The 15,638-nt window shown below is 64.0% G+C and carries 16 protein-coding genes; 15 read left to right on the plus strand and 1 reads right to left on the minus strand.

Annotated features, from left to right (window positions below; translation table 11 throughout):
- Window positions 1–18: 18 nt before the first annotated feature.
- The 14 genes from M2394_RS12705 to M2394_RS12770 are packed head-to-tail and all read left to right on the plus strand — an operon-like array spanning window position 19 to window position 13,122.
- A complete protein-coding gene (locus M2394_RS12705; RefSeq protein WP_259172904.1) occupies window positions 19–753 on the plus strand; it encodes a glycosyltransferase family 2 protein in 735 nt (244 codons plus the stop codon).
- Window positions 750–1,685, plus strand: a complete 936-nt coding sequence (locus M2394_RS12710; RefSeq protein ID WP_259172713.1) for a glycosyl transferase — start codon at window positions 750–752, stop codon at window positions 1,683–1,685. Before M2394_RS12705 ends, M2394_RS12710 begins: the two co-directional genes overlap by 4 nt.
- On the plus strand, window positions 1,669–3,210 hold the full coding sequence (gene hutH / locus M2394_RS12715) for a histidine ammonia-lyase (protein ID WP_259172714.1): 1,542 nt from the start codon (window positions 1,669–1,671) through the stop codon (window positions 3,208–3,210). Before M2394_RS12710 ends, hutH begins: the two co-directional genes overlap by 17 nt.
- On the plus strand, window positions 3,203–3,631 hold the full coding sequence (locus M2394_RS12720; protein ID WP_178918610.1) for a thioesterase family protein: 429 nt from the start codon (window positions 3,203–3,205) through the stop codon (window positions 3,629–3,631). Before hutH ends, M2394_RS12720 begins: the two co-directional genes overlap by 8 nt.
- Entirely contained in the window at window positions 3,625–4,335 is a 711-nt protein-coding gene (locus M2394_RS12725) for an outer membrane lipoprotein carrier protein LolA (protein WP_259172715.1), read from the plus strand. The genes M2394_RS12720 and M2394_RS12725 overlap by 7 nt, the downstream gene beginning before the upstream one ends.
- Window positions 4,325–6,637: an MMPL family transporter gene (locus M2394_RS12730; protein WP_259172716.1), complete on the plus strand. Its 2,313-nt coding sequence runs from the start codon at window positions 4,325–4,327 to the stop codon at window positions 6,635–6,637. Before M2394_RS12725 ends, M2394_RS12730 begins: the two co-directional genes overlap by 11 nt.
- A 33-nt stretch (window positions 6,638–6,670) precedes the next feature.
- Complete coding sequence (locus M2394_RS12735) at window positions 6,671–7,918, plus strand: NAD(P)/FAD-dependent oxidoreductase (protein WP_259172717.1); 1,248 nt, start codon at window positions 6,671–6,673, stop codon at window positions 7,916–7,918.
- Window positions 7,915–8,649 (plus strand): class I SAM-dependent methyltransferase, encoded by a 735-nt coding sequence (locus M2394_RS12740; protein ID WP_178918606.1) that lies wholly within the window; start codon window positions 7,915–7,917, stop codon window positions 8,647–8,649. Before M2394_RS12735 ends, M2394_RS12740 begins: the two co-directional genes overlap by 4 nt.
- Window positions 8,646–9,128: a hypothetical protein gene (locus tag M2394_RS12745; RefSeq protein WP_259172718.1), complete on the plus strand. Its 483-nt coding sequence runs from the start codon at window positions 8,646–8,648 to the stop codon at window positions 9,126–9,128. Before M2394_RS12740 ends, M2394_RS12745 begins: the two co-directional genes overlap by 4 nt.
- The gene (locus M2394_RS12750) at window positions 9,125–10,291 is read left to right on the plus strand and encodes a beta-ketoacyl-[acyl-carrier-protein] synthase family protein (protein ID WP_259172719.1); all 1,167 of its coding nucleotides are present in this window, start codon (window positions 9,125–9,127) and stop codon (window positions 10,289–10,291) included. The genes M2394_RS12745 and M2394_RS12750 overlap by 4 nt, the downstream gene beginning before the upstream one ends.
- Window positions 10,288–10,749, plus strand: coding sequence for a hotdog family protein (locus tag M2394_RS12755; RefSeq protein WP_178918603.1), 462 nt, complete (start codon window positions 10,288–10,290; stop codon window positions 10,747–10,749). The genes M2394_RS12750 and M2394_RS12755 overlap by 4 nt, the downstream gene beginning before the upstream one ends.
- A complete protein-coding gene (gene fabG / locus M2394_RS12760; protein WP_259172721.1) occupies window positions 10,746–11,474 on the plus strand; it encodes a 3-oxoacyl-ACP reductase FabG in 729 nt (242 codons plus the stop codon). The genes M2394_RS12755 and fabG overlap by 4 nt, the downstream gene beginning before the upstream one ends.
- Window positions 11,474–12,700, plus strand: a complete 1,227-nt coding sequence (locus M2394_RS12765) for a beta-ketoacyl-ACP synthase (protein WP_176997219.1) — start codon at window positions 11,474–11,476, stop codon at window positions 12,698–12,700. Before fabG ends, M2394_RS12765 begins: the two co-directional genes overlap by 1 nt.
- Before the next feature lie 26 nt (window positions 12,701–12,726).
- Complete coding sequence (locus tag M2394_RS12770; protein WP_178918601.1) at window positions 12,727–13,122, plus strand: hypothetical protein; 396 nt, start codon at window positions 12,727–12,729, stop codon at window positions 13,120–13,122.
- Between the two features lie 131 nt (window positions 13,123–13,253).
- On the opposite strand, the gene M2394_RS12775 is transcribed toward M2394_RS12770, so the two are convergent.
- The gene (locus tag M2394_RS12775; protein ID WP_178918600.1) at window positions 13,254–14,147 is read right to left on the minus strand and encodes a LysR family transcriptional regulator; all 894 of its coding nucleotides are present in this window, start codon (window positions 14,145–14,147) and stop codon (window positions 13,254–13,256) included.
- Between the two features lie 124 nt (window positions 14,148–14,271).
- Between M2394_RS12775 and M2394_RS12780 the strand changes: the two genes are divergently transcribed.
- On the plus strand, window positions 14,272–15,546 hold the full coding sequence (locus M2394_RS12780) for an MFS transporter (protein ID WP_178918599.1): 1,275 nt from the start codon (window positions 14,272–14,274) through the stop codon (window positions 15,544–15,546).
- Window positions 15,547–15,638 lie beyond the last annotated feature (92 nt).

Below are 15,638 nucleotides of genomic sequence, written 5' to 3' on the forward strand. Positions count from 1 at the left end.
CCTTTGTCGCGAGCGGGCTTGCATAACCCCTGCGCCCTGATCCCGGTCTACAACCACGAAGCCGCCGTGCCGGCCGTGGTCCATAGCCTGTTGGGCAGTGGGCTGCCGTGCCTGTTGGTCGATGACGGCAGCAGCCCGGCCTGCGCAGCGGTATTGGCACAGTTGGCCACCCTGGATAACGTCACCCTGCTGACGCTGCCCAGCAATCAGGGCAAAGGCGGCGCCGTCATGGCCGGCTTCCGCGAAGCCGCGCGCCTGGGCTACAGCCACGCCTTGCAAGTGGACGCCGACGGCCAGCACGACCTGCGCGAAGTCGAAACGTTCCTCGACACCTCACGCCGTCACCCCGATGCGATCATCTGCGGCTACCCCGAATACGACGACAGCGTGCCCAAGGGCCGCCTGTATGCGCGCTACCTGACCCACGTGTGGGTGTGGATCAACACCCTATCGCTGCAGATCCGCGATTCGATGTGTGGCTTTCGCGTGTACCCGCTGGCACCGGTGCTGGCGTTGATGGACTCGGCGTACATCGGCACGCGCATGGATTTCGACTCGGACATCCTGGTGCGCTTGGCCTGGCGCAACCAGCCGATGCGCTGGCTACCGACCCAGGTGCATTACCCCGCCGACGGTTTGTCGCACTTTCGCTTGTTCCGCGACAACGTGCGCATCTCGGCCATGCACACCCGGCTGTTCTTCGGCATGCTGGTGCGTGCGCCGATGATCCTGTGGCGACGGTGGCAAGCATGAGCGACAGCACCAAGCACTGGGCCGACCGCGAGGAGCGCGGCAGTTTCCTGTTGATGAAACTCACGGCCATCGCCGCCAAAGTGCTGGGCCGTCGCCTGCTGAGCCCGGTGCTCTACGGCATCGTGTTGTACTTCTTCGTGTTCGGTCGCACCGCACGCCAGAGCGCCTGGCAATACCAGCAGCGTCTGGCCGACTGGAGCGGGCAAGACGCGCTGCGCCCCACCCACACAAGCGTCTTTGGCCAGTTCATGGCCTTCGCCGATTCCTTACTCGACAAGCTCGACGTGTGGAACGGCAAGCTGCGCATCGAACAGATCGAAATCAACGACCCGGCGCAATTGCGTAAGCAACTGCGCGGTGAGCGCGGGCAGATGCTGGTGGGCGCCCACTTGGGCAACCTCGAAGTGTGCCGCGCCCTCGCCGAGCTGGGCGAGCAGGTCACCATGAACGTGCTGGTGCACACCAAGCACGCCGAACAATTCAACCGCTTGCTGGGCGAAGCCGGAGCCACCCATCTGCGCCTGATCCAGGTCAGCGAGCTGGACCCGGCCACCATGCTGCTGCTCAGCCAGCGCCTGGACGAAGGCGAGTGGCTGGCCATCGCGGGTGACCGCGTGCCGCTGCATGGCGGGCGCACGGTATGCGTGGATTTCCTCGGGCACAGCGCCGCCTTCCCGCAAGGCCCGTGGTTGCTGGCCGGGTTGCTCAAATGCCCGGTGAACCTGCTGATGTGCCTGAAACACAATGGCCGCTATCGCCTGAGCATTGAGCCTTTCGCCGAATTGATCGAATGGAAGCGCACCACCCGCGAGCAGGTCATCGCTCAGTGGACCGAGCGCTACGCCGCCCGCCTGGGCCAGTTTTGCCTGGAAGCGCCCCAACAATGGTTCAACTTTTACCCTTTCTGGAAGACCGATGACGACGCATCTTGAGCCGGTAACCTTTGGCGAACGCCCCCTGCGCATTGAAGACGTGCTGGCCCTGGCCAACCGTCAGGCGCCTACCCGATTGCAGGGCGACGCGGCGTATCGCCAGCGCATCGCCAAGGGCGCGCAGTTCCTCGACTCACTGCTGGACAAGGAAGGCGTGATTTACGGCGTGACCACCGGCTACGGCGACTCCTGCGTGGTGGCCGTGCCGTTGCAGCACGTCGAAGCGCTGCCGCGTCACCTGTACACCTTCCACGGTTGCGGCCTGGGCAAGTTGCTCGACGCCCAAGCCACCCGCGCGGTGCTGGCGGCGCGGCTGCAGTCACTGTGCCACGGCGTGTCCGGGGTGCGCGTGGAGCTGCTGGAGCGCCTGCACGCGTTCCTCGAACACGACGTGCTGCCGCTGATCCCGGAAGAAGGCTCGGTGGGCGCCAGCGGTGACCTGACGCCGCTGTCCTACGTGGCCGCGACCTTGTCCGGCGAGCGCGAAGTGATGTTCCGTGGCGAACGCCGCCAGGCGGCCGACGTGCACCGCGAACTGGGTTGGGACCCGCTGGTGTTGCGCCCCAAGGAAGCCCTGGCGTTGATGAACGGCACCGCGGTGATGACCGGCCTGGCCTGCCTGGCGTTTGCCCGTGCCGACTATCTGCTGCAACTGGCCACGCGCATCACCGCGCTGAACGTGGTGGCGCTGCAAGGCAACCCGGAACACTTCGATGAACGCCTGTTCGCCGCCAAACCGCACCCGGGGCAGATGCAAGTGGCTGCCTGGCTGCGCAAGGACTTGGCCATCGACGCGCCGACCGCGCCGCTGCATCGCCTGCAAGACCGCTACTCGTTGCGTTGCGCACCGCACGTGCTGGGTGTGCTGGCCGACAGCCTGGGCTGGCTGCGTTCGTTCATCGAAACCGAACTGAACAGCGCCAACGACAACCCGATCATCGATGCCGAAGAAGAACGCGTGCTGCACGGCGGTCACTTCTACGGCGGCCACATCGCCTTCGCCATGGACAGCCTCAAGACCCTGGTGGCCAACGTGGCCGACCTGCTCGACCGCCAGCTCGCGCTGCTGGTGGACGTGCGTTACAACCACGGCCTGCCGAGCAACCTGTCCGGCGCGCCGGCCGACCGCGCGATGATCAACCACGGCTTCAAGGCCGTGCAGATCGGCACCAGCGCCTGGACCGCCGAAGCCCTGAAAAACACCATGCCGGCCAGCGTGTTCTCGCGCTCCACCGAATGCCATAACCAGGACAAAGTGAGCATGGGCACCATCGCCGCCCGCGATGCGATCCGTGTGCTGGAGCTCACCGAACAGGTTGCCGCCGCTACCCTGCTCGCCGCCAACCAAGGGGTGTGGCTGCGCGCCCAGGCCGACGACGCTCGCCCACTGCCTCCGGCCCTGGCCGCCATGCATGAAGAGCTTGCCAAAGACTTCCCGCCGGTGATCGAAGACCGCGCCCTGGAAGGCGAACTGCGTCTGTGCCTGCAACGCATTGCCGAACAACACTGGAGGCTGCATGCGTAGCCAGGGCGTGCTGCACTGCGACACTGAAATCCTCGTGCCTTTTTTCGACGTCGACACCATGAACGTCGTCTGGCACGGGCACTACGTGAAGTACCTGGAAGTGGCGCGCTGTGCGTTGCTGGACAAGCTCGGCCATAACTACACGGCGATGCTGGAATCCGGCTATGCGTGGCCGGTGATCGACATGCAGCTGCGCTACGTGCGCGGCGCCGTGTTCGGCCAGACGATCAACGTGCGCGCCAGCCTGGTGGAATGGGAGAACCGTTTGAAGGTCAACTACCTGATTACCGACCTGGCCAGTGGCGAGCGCTTGACCCGTGCCAGCACGGTGCAGGTCGCGGTTGAGGTCGCCAGTCGAGAGATGCAGCTGGTCTCCCCCAGAGTTTTCACCGACGCCGTAGAAAGGGCCTTGAAATGCTGACCACTGTGGGAGCGGCGGTGCGACGATTCGACTTGCTCGCGAAGATCGTCAACGATATCACTGTGTACCTGACACGCCGCAGCGCTCTCAGGTCATTCGCGAGCAAGCCCGCTCCCACATGGATCGCGTTTATTCTGCTGCTCAGCGTTGCAGGCACGGCCCACGCTTTTGACCTGCAGCAACTCAGCGATCAACTCGCCAAACCCTCCGTGATCCACGGCGCCTTCACCCAGGAAAAACACCTGCGTGCCCTGCCCCAGCCCCTGGTCAGCAAAGGCACCTTCGTGCTGGCCAAGGACCACGGCCTGCTCTGGCTGCTCAAGACCCCGCTGCAACAGGACTACCGCATCAGCGCCCAGGGCATTGCCCGCCGTGACGCCAATGGCTGGCAGTTGCTGCCAAACAAGAGCGCCGGCGCCGAGCAGAACCGCCTGTTCCTCGCCGTCCTTCAAGGTGACAGCAGTGGCTTGCAGCGCGACTTCGAATTGCAGCTGCAAGGCGAAGCCGACGGGTGGAAGCTCACGCTGGTCCCGCGCTCGCTGCTGTTAAAACAGGTCTTCACCCAGATCAACATCGACGGCGGTGAGCTGGTGCAGAAGATCGAGCTGCTGGAAACCCAGGGCGACAGCACCGTGCTGCGCATGCAGGACAGCCGTGCCGACCAGCCCCTGAGCGATGCGGAGAAACACGACTTTGCCCAGTGAGCGTCTGCTACCGCGCCTGTTCCTGATCCTGCTGGTGGCCGTGCTGGCCCTGGCCGGCTGGCAGTGGCGCCATGGCGCGCCGTTGTCGGCCAACTTGATGGAACTGGTGCCGGGCAACACGCCGGACGCCTTGGAACAGCAAGCCGAACAGCGCATGCAGGAACCCCTGAACCGCGAGATGCTGGTGCTGGTCGGGCACGCCGACCGCCAACAAGCGGTGGCCGTGGCGCAGCAGTTAGGCGAGCGCTGGCAGGCGAGCGGGCTGTTTGAAAAAGTGCAGTGGAACCTGCAAGCCGACCTGCCGGCGCTGCGCGAGCAATTGCTGCGCGGGCGCCTGGCGATGCTCTCGGCCAAGGACCGCGAACAACTGATCGACCACCCCGACACGTTTATCCAGCAGCGCGTGCAAGCGCTGTTCGACCCCTTCACCGGGTTCAGCCTGGTGCCGAGCCAGGACGACTGGCTGGGCTTGACCGGGCGCATTCAGAACAGCCAGCCGCAGCACGGTTCAGTGCAGCTGGACATTGGCAGCGGTGCCCTGATTGCCGATGCCGACGGTAAAAACTGGGTGCTGCTACGCGCGCGCACCACCGGCAATGCTTTCGATATGAAGCTGCCGCTGCAAGTGGCAGATTTGCTCAAGGCCAGCCGTGAACAGGCCAGCGGGCAAGGTGCGCAACTGCTCGCTGCCAGCGGCCTGTTGTATGCCGCCAATGGCCAACAGCAGGCCACGCGGGAAATCACCTGGGTCGGCGGCGGCGCCACCGTGGGCATTCTGTTATTGCTGTTGTTGGCGTTTCGTCGCTGGCGTGTGCTGCTGGCGTTTGTGCCGGTGCTGGTGGGCATGCTGTTTGGCGCGGTGGCCTGTGTGGCGCTGTTTGGCCACATGCATGTGATGACCTTGGTGCTGGGCTCGAGCCTGATTGGCGTGGCGGTGGATTACCCGCTGCATTACCTGTCCAAGAGCTGGAGCCTGCAGCCGTGGCGCAGTTGGCCGGCGCTGCGCATCACGCTGCCGGGGCTGAGCCTGAGCCTGGCCACCAGTTGCATCGGCTACCTGGCGCTGGCCTGGACGCCGTTCCCGGCGCTGACCCAGATCGCAGTGTTCTCCGCTGCCGGCCTGGTGGGCGCGTACTTGTCGGCGGTGTGCCTGTTGCCGGCCCTGCTCAAGGGCGTGGAACTGCGCCCGGCGCAATGGCCGCTGCGTATCGCCGAATGCCTGTGGCGGATGCGCACCTCGTTGCTCAAGCGCGTGCCAAGTTCGGTGTTGCTGGTGCTGGTGCTGCTGTTTTGCGCCGGTGGCTTGTGGCACTTGAACACCAAGAACGATATCCGCCAGTGGATCGGTGCCCCGCCGCAGTTGCTGCAAGAAGCGCAGGCCGTGGCGCGTATCACCGGTTTCCAACCCACCAGCCAGTTTTTCCTGGTGCGGGCCGACAACCAGCAGCAGTTGCTGGAGCGTCAGGCCGCACTGGGCCAGCGCCTGGATCAGTTGGTGAACATGGACAAGCTCCAGGGCTACCTGGCGCTGAATCAACTGGTCAGCCTGCCCGCCGAACAACAGCAACTGCGGGATGCGCTGAACGCATTGCCACAACACTGGCAACCGCTGCTCGACCTGGGTGTTCCTGCTGCGGCCTTGCAAGCCGAAGTCGCGCACCTGCAAGCGCTGCCCACCCAAGACATCGACGCCGCGCTGGCAGGCCCGCTCGCCGAGCCCTGGCGCACACTGTGGCTGGGCCAGGTGGACGGCGGCGTGGCCGCCATGGTCAGCCTGCAAGGCTTGAACAACCCCGCCTTGCTACGGGTGCAGGCAGTGGACCTGCCGGGAGTGCAATTGGTGGATCGCCTCGGTGATTTGAACCGGGTATTCGCCGACACGCAGATCAGCGCCGCCGAATTGAAGTTGATGTCGTGCGTACTGATCGTGTTGCTGCTGATCCTGCCCTTCGGTTTCGGCGGTGCCTTGCGCATCGTCGCACTGCCCTTGCTGGCCGCACTGTGCAGCCTGGCCAGCCTCGGCTGGCTGGGCCAACCGCTCACACTGTTCAGCCTGTTCGGCCTGCTGCTGGTCACCGCCATCAGCGTGGATTACGCGATCCTGATGCGCGAGCAGATCGGCGGCGCAGCGGTCAGCCTGCTGGGGACGCTGCTGGCCGCACTGACCACCTGGCTGTCGTTCGGCCTGCTGGCGGTCTCAAGTACGCCAGCGGTGAGCAATTTCGGCCTGTCGGTCAGCCTGGGCCTGGGTTTCAGCTTTATGCTGGCGCCCTGGGCCGGCCATCAGAAGCACGCCTCATGAACCCGATTATCGCCAACGCGGCAAGGAGCCCTCGTGCCCACAGTTGAAATGGAACGTCGCCAGGTCGTGGTGATCGGTGCCGGGCCGTCCGGCGCCATCGCGGCAGCTCTGCTCAAGCGCAAAGGGCATGACGTGCTGGTCATCGAGCGCCAGCATTTTCCACGTTTTTCCATCGGCGAAAGCCTGTTGTCCCACTGCATCGACTTCATCGAAGAAGCCGGTATGCTCGACGCGGTGCAGGCCGCGGGGTTCCAGCTGAAAACCGGCGCCGCGTTCGCCTGGGGCGAGCGCTACAGTGCGTTTGATTTCAGCGATACCTTCAGCAACGGCAAACCCACCACCTTCCAGGTGCAGCGCGGTGACTTCGACAAGTTGCTGGCTGACCAGGCCGCGCTGCAAGGGGTGGAGATCCGCTACGGCGAAACCCTCGTCGGCGTGGACTTCAAAGGCAATTGCCGCTACCTGCACGTGCGCCGCGAGAACGGCAGCGAGTACCACCTCAAGGCCACGTTCGTGTTGGATGCCAGCGGTTACGGCCGCGTGCTGCCGCGCCTGCTGGACCTGGATGTACCGTCGGATTTCCCGGTGCGCCAGGCGGTGTTCACTCACGTCGAAGACCGCATCGAACACCCGGGCTTTGACCGCACCAAGATCCTCGTCACCACGCACCCGACGCAGCGCGATATCTGGTTCTGGACCATCCCGTTCAGCAACGGTCGCTGCTCGGTGGGGGTGGTCGCGGCCAAGGAACATTTCGACGGCCGCGACGGTGACCTCGATGCGTGCCTGCGCGGCTTTATCGACGAAACCCCAAGCCTGTCCGGCGTGCTGAAAAACGCCGTGTGGGACACCCCGGCGCGCACCATCGGCGGTTACGCGGCCAACGTCAAAAGCCTGCACGGCCCAGGCTTTGCGCTGCTGGGCAACGCGGCGGAATTCCTCGACCCGGTATTCTCTTCCGGCGTGACCATCGCCATGCGTTCGGCGAGCATGGCCGCAGGCCTGTTGCATCGCCAATTGAACGGCGAGACGGTGGACTGGCAAACCGAGTTTGCCGAGCCGTTGAAGCGCGGTGTCGACACCTTCCGTTGCTACGTCGAAGGCTGGTATGCCGGCACCTTCCAGGATGTAATCTTCCATCCTGGCAGTTCGCCGGAGATTCGCCGGATGATCAGCTCGATCCTCGCCGGCTATGCGTGGGACGAGCGCAACCCGTTTGTCAGTGAGCCCAAGCGACGGCTACGGATGTTGTCGCAGATTTGTGCAGGGGATGCCGCGTGAGCACTCAATACCTCAGTAAAAACTACGTCGAGGAAACCAAGTTCGGTTTCTGGTTCCTGCGCAGCCACACCTGGCAGCACCATGTACTGCGCGTAGCGATCAACGACCTGCGCAGCCTGTTCAGCGAGCCGCTGCCGGTGGCGCCAGTGCTGCTGGATGCCGGCTGCGGCCAGGGCAAATCCTTCAAGCTGTTGCAGCAGGTGTTCGCCCCTGCCCGCTTGATCGGCCTGGACGCCGACCCTCACAGCCTGGCATTGAGCAAGGCCGAAGCTGCGCGCCAGGGCCTGGATGTGGAGCTGATCGGCAGCGACTGCGCCACCCTCGAGGTGCCGGACGCAAGCGTCGACATCCTGTTCTGCCACCAGACCTTCCACCACCTGGTGGAGCAGCATCGCGCGCTGAAGGAGTTTTACCGCGTGCTCAAGCCGGGCGGTTATCTGCTGTTTGCCGAATCCACCGAAGCGTACATCGACACCTGGGTGATTCGCTGGCTGTTCCGCCACCCCATGCACGTGCAGAAAAGCGCCGAGGAATACCTGGAGATGCTGAGCGATCAGGGCTTCGAATTTGGCCCGCAGAACGTCTCCTACCCGTACCTGTGGTGGAGTCGCTCCAGCGACTTCGGCCTGCTGGAGCGCTGGGGCCTGCGCAACCCGCCGCCGGTGGGGCAGCGTGAGGAAACCCTGGTGAACTGCGTGGCACGCAAACCCTTGGCGGGCCCGGCACTATGATGCGTCTGCTGCTGATCGGCTGCCTGTTGCTGCTGAGCGCTTGCGCCAGCCAGCCACCGCTGCCCGAAAAAATCCCGGCCCTTACACTGCCCATACAACTGCATGTTCAGCGCCAGGCAGACGGTCAAAGCCAGGACTGGCTGCTGGTGATCCAGCGAGAAGGCGGTGCGATTCGCTGGTCGATGATGGACCCGCTGGGCATTCCCCAGGCCCGGCAGAAACTGGTCGATGGCCAGTGGCAGGCCGACGGCTTGCTGCCACCCAATCCTCAGGCACGGGAGTTGTTCGCCGCCCTGTTATTCGCCCTGACGTCGGCAGACGATGTGCGAAAGCTGTATCCCACCGCGCAGGCCATGGACCTTACCCGCACGCTGCCCGGCCACTGGCAGATCGTGTACCAGTCGTCTGAGGTCTTCAGTGTGAACATGAGCGGGCAACCGTTGAGCTACCGCGTCAGCCCGCTGGGGGCCGCACGATGACCGCCTACCTCAACGCCCTCGGCGTGATCTGCGCCCTCGGCCGTGGCCAGGACGAAGTCAGTCGCAGCCTGTTTGCCGGCGACTGTTCCGGCATGCGCGCCGAAAGCGGCTGGGTACCGGACCGTGTGCTGCCGGTGGCCGGCGTGCCCGGTGAATTGGCGACCATCCCTTCGCAGTTGAACCAGCAAAGCAGCCGCAATAACCAGCTGTTGCTGGAAGCGGCGCTGCAGATTGAGGCACAGATCCGTCAGGCCATTGAAACGTATGGCGCCTCGCGGATCGGCATTGTGCTCGGCACCAGCACATCAGGTATCGATGAGGCGAGCCGTGGCATCGCCCATTACCTGCGCGACAACCGCTTCCCCGACGACTACGACTACCAGCAACAGGAACTCAGCGCCCCGGCCAACTTCCTCGCCGACTGGCTGCAAGTGAGCGGCCCGGCGTATGTGATTTCCACCGCCTGCACCTCCAGCGCGCGCGCACTGATGAGTGCCCAGCGCCTGCTGAACCTGGGGGTGTGCGATGCGGTGATCTGCGGCGGCGTCGACAGCCTGTGCAAGCTGACCCTCAACGGCTTCACCTCGCTGGAAGCCGTGTCCAGCCAGCGTTGCAACCCGTTCTCGGTGAACCGCAACGGCATCAACATCGGCGAAGCCGCAGTGCTGTTCCTGATGAGCCGCGAGACCGCGCCCATCGCCCTGCTGGGCAGTGGCGCCAGCTGCGACGCGCACCATATCTCCGCGCCGGAACCCACCGGCAAGGGCGCGCTGCAAGCGATGCGCAAGGCGTTGGCCAGCGCCAAACTTGCGCCCGAGCAGATCGGTTACCTGAACCTGCACGGCACGGCGACCCAACACAATGACGCCATGGAAAGCCTGGCGGTTGCCCAACTGTTCCCCCAAGGCGTGGCCTGTTCGTCGACCAAGCCCATGAGCGGCCACACCCTGGGCGCCGCCGGTGCACTGGAGGCCGCGTTCTGCTGGTTGAGCCTGGCCCACGGCGTGGTGCCGCCCCATGTCTGGGATGGCCAGGCCGACCCGGCGCTGCCGGCCCTGCACTGGGCGCAAGCCGGTGACACCTTGAAAAAACGCTGCCTGATGAGCAATTCGTTTGCCTTCGGCGGCAACAACGTCAGCCTGATAATCGCAGAGGCCCCATGATCGATTGGCCACTCGCTGAACTGCTGCCCCACGCGGGCGACATGATCCTGATCGACCAAGTGTTGTCGTTCGATGAAGAGCAGGTTCACACCCGCGTCACCGTCAAGCCCGGTGGCCTGTTCAGCCACGACGACGGCAGCCTGCCGGCGTGGGTCGGTATCGAGCTGATGGCGCAAAGTGTCGCGGCCTACGCCGGCTGCCGTGCGCGCCAGAAAGGCGAAGCCGTGGAACTGGGTTTCCTGTTGGGCACACGCAAGTACGAATGCAATGTGGAACACTTCCCAGCCGGCGCCGAGCTGACCATCCACGGCCTGCGTTCCCTGGAAGACGACAATGGCATGGGTGTGTTCGAATGCCACCTGACCGGTGATGGCATTTTGGCTAGCGCCCGCTTGAACGTATTCCGACCGCCCCAGGCGGCCAACTATTTAGATGAATCGAAGGACGTAACGCCATGACTGAATCCGTACTGGTCACCGGCTCCAGCCGTGGCATCGGCCGCGCCATCGCCTTGCGCCTGGCCCAGGCTGGCCATGACATCGTGCTGCATTGCCGCAGTGGCCGCGCCGAAGCCGACGCAGTGCAAGTCGAAATCCAAGCCCTGGGCCGCAAGGCGCGGGTGCTGCAGTTCGATGTGGCGGACCGTGCTGTGTGCAAGGAAATGCTCGAAGCCGACGTGGAACAGCACGGCGCCTACTACGGCGTGGTGCTCAACGCCGGCCTGACCCGCGACGGTGCATTCCCGGCCCTGTCGGAAGACGACTGGGACGTGGTGATGCGCACCAACCTCGACGGGTTCTACAACGTGCTGCACCCGGTGATGATGCCGATGATCCGACGTCGCGCGGCCGGGCGTATCGTGTGCATCACGTCGGTGTCCGGCTTGATCGGCAACCGTGGCCAGGTCAACTACAGCGCCTCCAAGGCCGGTTTGATCGGCGCCGCCAAGGCCCTGGCCATCGAGCTGGGCAAGCGCAAGATCACGGTCAACTGCGTGGCGCCCGGCCTGATCGACACGGCGATGCTTGATGAGAATGTGCCGGTGGAAGAGCTGATGAAGATGATCCCCGCGCAGCGCATGGGCACTCCGGAAGAGGTGGCCGGCGCGGTGAATTTCCTGATGTCGGCCGAGGCCGGCTATATCACGCGCCAGGTGCTGGCCGTGAACGGAGGCCTGTGCTGATGAAGCGCGTCGTAGTCACCGGCATGGCCGGCATGACCTCCCTGGGTGGCGATTGGGAGACCATCGCCGCCAACTTCCGCGCCAACCGCAGCGGCATCCGGCGCATGGACGAGTGGGACCGTTTCACTGAATTGAACACGCGCCTGGCCGGGCCGATCGACGACTTCGTCGTGCCCGCCCACTGGACGCGCAAGCAGCTGCGCAGCATGGGCCGTGTTTCGCGCCTCGCCGTATGGGCCGCAGAGCAGGCGCTGCAGGACGCCGGCCTGCTCGGCGACGAGTCGATCAAGGACGGGCGCATGGGCGTGGCCTGCGGTTCGTCCACCGGCAGCACCGACGAGATCAAGGCGTTCGGCAATATGCTGCTGAACTCGGTGGCCGAGGGGCTGAACGCCAACTCCTATGTGCGCATGATGCCGCACACCACGGCGGCGAATATCAGCATCTTCTTCGGCCTCACCGGGCGGTTGATCCCCACCTCCAGCGCCTGCACCAGCGGTAGCCAGGGCATCGGGTATGCCTACGAGGCAATCAAGTTCGGACGTTTGCCGTTGATGCTCGCCGGGGGTGCCGAAGAGCTGTGCCCGACCGAAGCCATGGTGTTCGATGCGCTGTACGCCACCAGCCTGAAAAACGACGCCCCCCAGACCAGCCCGCGCCCCTACGACAGCGGCCGCGATGGCTTGGTGATCGGTGAAGGCGGCGGCATGCTGGTGCTCGAAGAACTGGAGCACGCGCTGGCCCGTGGGGCGCATATCCACGCCGAGCTGGTCGGCTTCGGCAGCAACGCCGACGGCCAGCACACCACTCGCCCCGAGCAGAAAACCATGCGCCGTGCGATGGAATTGGCGCTGGAAGATGCCGGACTGGAACCCTCTGCGATCGGCTACGTCAACGGTCACGGCACGGCTACCGACCAGGGCGACATCGCCGAGACCCTGGCCACCAGCAGCCTGTTCGGCAGCCGCATGCCCATCAGCTCGCAGAAGAGTTTCCTTGGCCACACCCTGGGGGCCTGCGGGGCGCTTGAGTCGTGGTTCAGCATCGAGATGATGAACCGCAACCAGTACGTGCACACCTTCAACCTGGATTCAGTGGACCCGCAGTGCGGCGAACTGGATTACCTGCAGGGTGAATTTCGCGAGATGCACCACGACTACGTGATGAACAACAACTTTGCCTTTGGCGGCGTCAACACGTCGCTGATCTTTCGCCGCTGGTCCTGACTGTTAAATCGATTGGAGAATACGGAATGTCTTCCTTGCTACGCGCTACCCTGATCACCCTGGCCCTGTTGGTCACCGCCGGTTGCACCAACAAACCGATCCTCAACACCCAGCACGACCTGCCGGCCAACACCCAGGTCAGTGAAGAGAAAATGAAGGTGATCATCGTCAACGCCCTGCAAAAGCGCGAATGGACGGTCCAGCGCCTGAGCCCGCAACTGGTGCAGGCCGAGATCAACGTGCGTAACCAGTTTTATGCCGCCATCGACATCCGCTACACCCGCAACAGCTACGCCATCACCTACCGCGACAGCCGCGACCTGGGCTACAAGGACGGTACGATCCATCGCAACTACAACCGCTGGGTGAGCATGCTCGACCGCGACATCATGGCGGCGCTGCGCAGTAATGGCATGAACTAAGTCATGTAGTGAGCGGGCTTGCCCCACGCGGCGGTGTGTCAGGTTCGTTTGAGCCGACTGACACGCCGCCGCGCGGGGCACCAGACGCCTCAACATACCTGACACGCTGCCGCGCGGGGCAAGCCCGCTCACTACAAGGTTGCTTTGCGGGTCAGCAGTTCGACAAACGCTTGGGCCATCGGTGTTTGTGCTCCCTTGCGTTGCACCAGCCACACGGCTGTCATCGCTTCTTCATCCAGCAGCGTGCGATAGACCACCCCGTCGATCCGGATGCGCTGGTAAGACGCCGGCAGCACCGATACGCCCAGCCCCGCCGCCACCAGGCCGATGATGGTCATGGCCTCACCGGCTTCCTGGGCGAAGTGCGGGCTGAAACCAGCGTCTCGGGCCAGGTTGATCAGTTGCGCATAGAGGCCGCTGCCGTAGCTGCGTGGGAAAAACACGAACGGCTCCTGCGCCAGCTGCGCCAGGTGCAGGCCTCGTTCACTGCCGTGTGCCAGTGGGTGGCCGGCGCTCAATACAGCCACCAGTGGCTCGCGCATCAGTTCGACCACACTCAGGGAATCCGGCAGCGGCAGCGGGCGCATCAGGCCGACCTGGATCGATTCATCCACCAGCGAGTCAGCCACCTCGGTACTGCTCATTTCCTGCAGGTTCAGATGCACCGCCGGGAATGCCTGGCGAAACGCGAAGATCGCCTTGGGGATGCTGGCGTTGAACGGTGCCGAGGAGGTGAAGCCGATCTTCAGCTCACCCAGTTCGCCCAATTGCGCACGCCGTGCCACATCGGAAGCCTTGTCGACCTGGGCCAGCACCAATCGCGCCTCGTGCAGGAACAGTCGTCCCGCCTCGCTCAGCTCGACCCGACGATTGGTACGCTCGAACAACCGTGCACCGACTTCTTGCTCCAGCGCCTGGATCTGCTGGCTCAGCGGAGGTTGCGAGATGCCCAGCACCTGCGCGGCGCGGCCGAAATGCAGTTCTTCGGCGACGGCGATGAAGTACCGCAAGTGACGCAATTCCATGCAAACCTCATTAGGTCGTAAAAGCTCTTAAACAGGTCGAACAATATATTGGAAAGAATCATTAGCCAGCTATATTCTTTTTTGCAGTGCCGGTCCTGGCCTGCTCTTCCTCCCCGAGGTCCCCGTGAAAGCTGCTGTCGCTCCACTCGCTCAAGAAGTCCCGCCTACCGCCCTGGACGAAGTCGTCGCCCAGCTCAACGAGCAGTACATCGAAAAAGGCACGCCGATGTTCATGCGCACGGTGCTGGCGCTGTTCTCCGGCGGTTTCGCCACTTTTGCCCTGCTGTACTGCGTGCAACCGATGATGCCGGCGCTGTCCCACGAATTTTCCATCAATGCGGCACAAAGCAGCCTGATCCTGTCGGTGGCGACCGCGATGCTGGCGCTGGGTCTGCTGATCACCGGGCCGATCTCCGACACCCTGGGGCGCAAGCCGGTGATGGTGTCCGCACTGTTTTGCGCCGCCCTGGCGACCATTGCCAGCGGCCTGATGCCGACCTGGGAAGGCATTCTGTTCATGCGCGCATTGGTGGGCCTGTCGCTGAGCGGCCTGGCCGCCGTTGCGATGACCTACCTGAGCGAAGAGATCCACCCGCAGCACATCGGCCTGGCGATGGGGCTCTACATCGGCGGCAATGCCATTGGCGGCATGAGCGGGCGGCTGATCATCGGCGTGCTGATCGATTTTGTGAGCTGGCACACCGCAATGCTGATCATCGGCGCCCTGGCCCTGATCGCCGCCACGGTGTTCTGGAAAATCCTCCCCGAATCGCGCAACTTCCGCGCCAGCAGCCTCAAGCCGCGCACCTTGCTCGATGGTTTTGTCATGCACTTCAAGGACGCCGGCTTGCCGTGGCTGTTTCTTGAAGCCTTCTTGCTGATGGGCGCGTTCGTGACGATGTTCAACTACATCGGCTATCGCCTGCTCGCCGACCCGTATGGCCTGAGCCAGGCCGTGGTGGGCTTGCTGTCGCTGGTGTACCTCTCGGGCATTTACAGTTCGGCCAAAATCGGCTCCCTGGCCGACCGCCTAGGCCGCCGTCGCGTGCTGTGGGGCACCATCGTGCTGATGCTCGCCGGCATGGCCCTGACGCTGTTCACCCCACTGTGGCTGGTGGTGCCAGGCATGCTGATCTTCACCTTCGGCTTCTTCGGCGCCCACTCGGTGGCCAGCAGCTGGATCGGCCGCCGCGCGGTGAAAGCCAAGGGGCAGGCGTCGTCGCTGTACCTGTTCTGCTACTACGTGGGGTCGAGTATTGCGGGGACGGCGGGCGGATTCTTCTGGCACTTTGCCGGGTGGAACGGGATTGGGGCGTTTATCGTGGCGCTGTTGATTGGCGCGTTGCTGGTGGCGTTGAAGCTGGCGAAGTTGCCGCCGTTGGGAGACGTGAAGGTCTAAGGCTATTTGCTTTTATGTGGGAGCTGGCTTGCCTGCGATAGCGGCGGTGAATTCAATGCAGCTATCGCAGCGGTGCGACGATTCGACAAGCC

Origin of the sequence: Pseudomonas sp. BIGb0164, from assembly GCF_024810135.1 — a bacterium.
Classification (GTDB): domain Bacteria; phylum Pseudomonadota; class Gammaproteobacteria; order Pseudomonadales; family Pseudomonadaceae; genus Aquipseudomonas.

Bases quoted from the DNA above. Each gene is read 5' to 3' on its own strand.
- fabG (WP_259172721.1), top strand. From the start codon at position 10,746: ATGACTGAATCCGTACTGGTCACCGGCTCCAGCCGTGGCATCGGCCGC.
- M2394_RS12710 (WP_259172713.1), top strand. From the start codon at position 750: ATGAGCGACAGCACCAAGCACTGGGCCGACCGCGAGGAGCGCGGCAGT.
- M2394_RS12745 (WP_259172718.1), top strand. From the start codon at position 8,646: ATGATGCGTCTGCTGCTGATCGGCTGCCTGTTGCTGCTGAGCGCTTGC.
- M2394_RS12770 (WP_178918601.1), top strand. From the start codon at position 12,727: ATGTCTTCCTTGCTACGCGCTACCCTGATCACCCTGGCCCTGTTGGTC.
- M2394_RS12720 (WP_178918610.1), top strand. From the start codon at position 3,203: ATGCGTAGCCAGGGCGTGCTGCACTGCGACACTGAAATCCTCGTGCCT.
- M2394_RS12775 (WP_178918600.1), bottom strand. From the start codon at position 14,147: ATGGAATTGCGTCACTTGCGGTACTTCATCGCCGTCGCCGAAGAACTG.
- M2394_RS12725 (WP_259172715.1), top strand. From the start codon at position 3,625: ATGCTGACCACTGTGGGAGCGGCGGTGCGACGATTCGACTTGCTCGCG.
- M2394_RS12750 (WP_259172719.1), top strand. From the start codon at position 9,125: ATGACCGCCTACCTCAACGCCCTCGGCGTGATCTGCGCCCTCGGCCGT.
- M2394_RS12765 (WP_176997219.1), top strand. From the start codon at position 11,474: ATGAAGCGCGTCGTAGTCACCGGCATGGCCGGCATGACCTCCCTGGGT.
- M2394_RS12755 (WP_178918603.1), top strand. From the start codon at position 10,288: ATGATCGATTGGCCACTCGCTGAACTGCTGCCCCACGCGGGCGACATG.
- hutH (WP_259172714.1), top strand. From the start codon at position 1,669: ATGACGACGCATCTTGAGCCGGTAACCTTTGGCGAACGCCCCCTGCGC.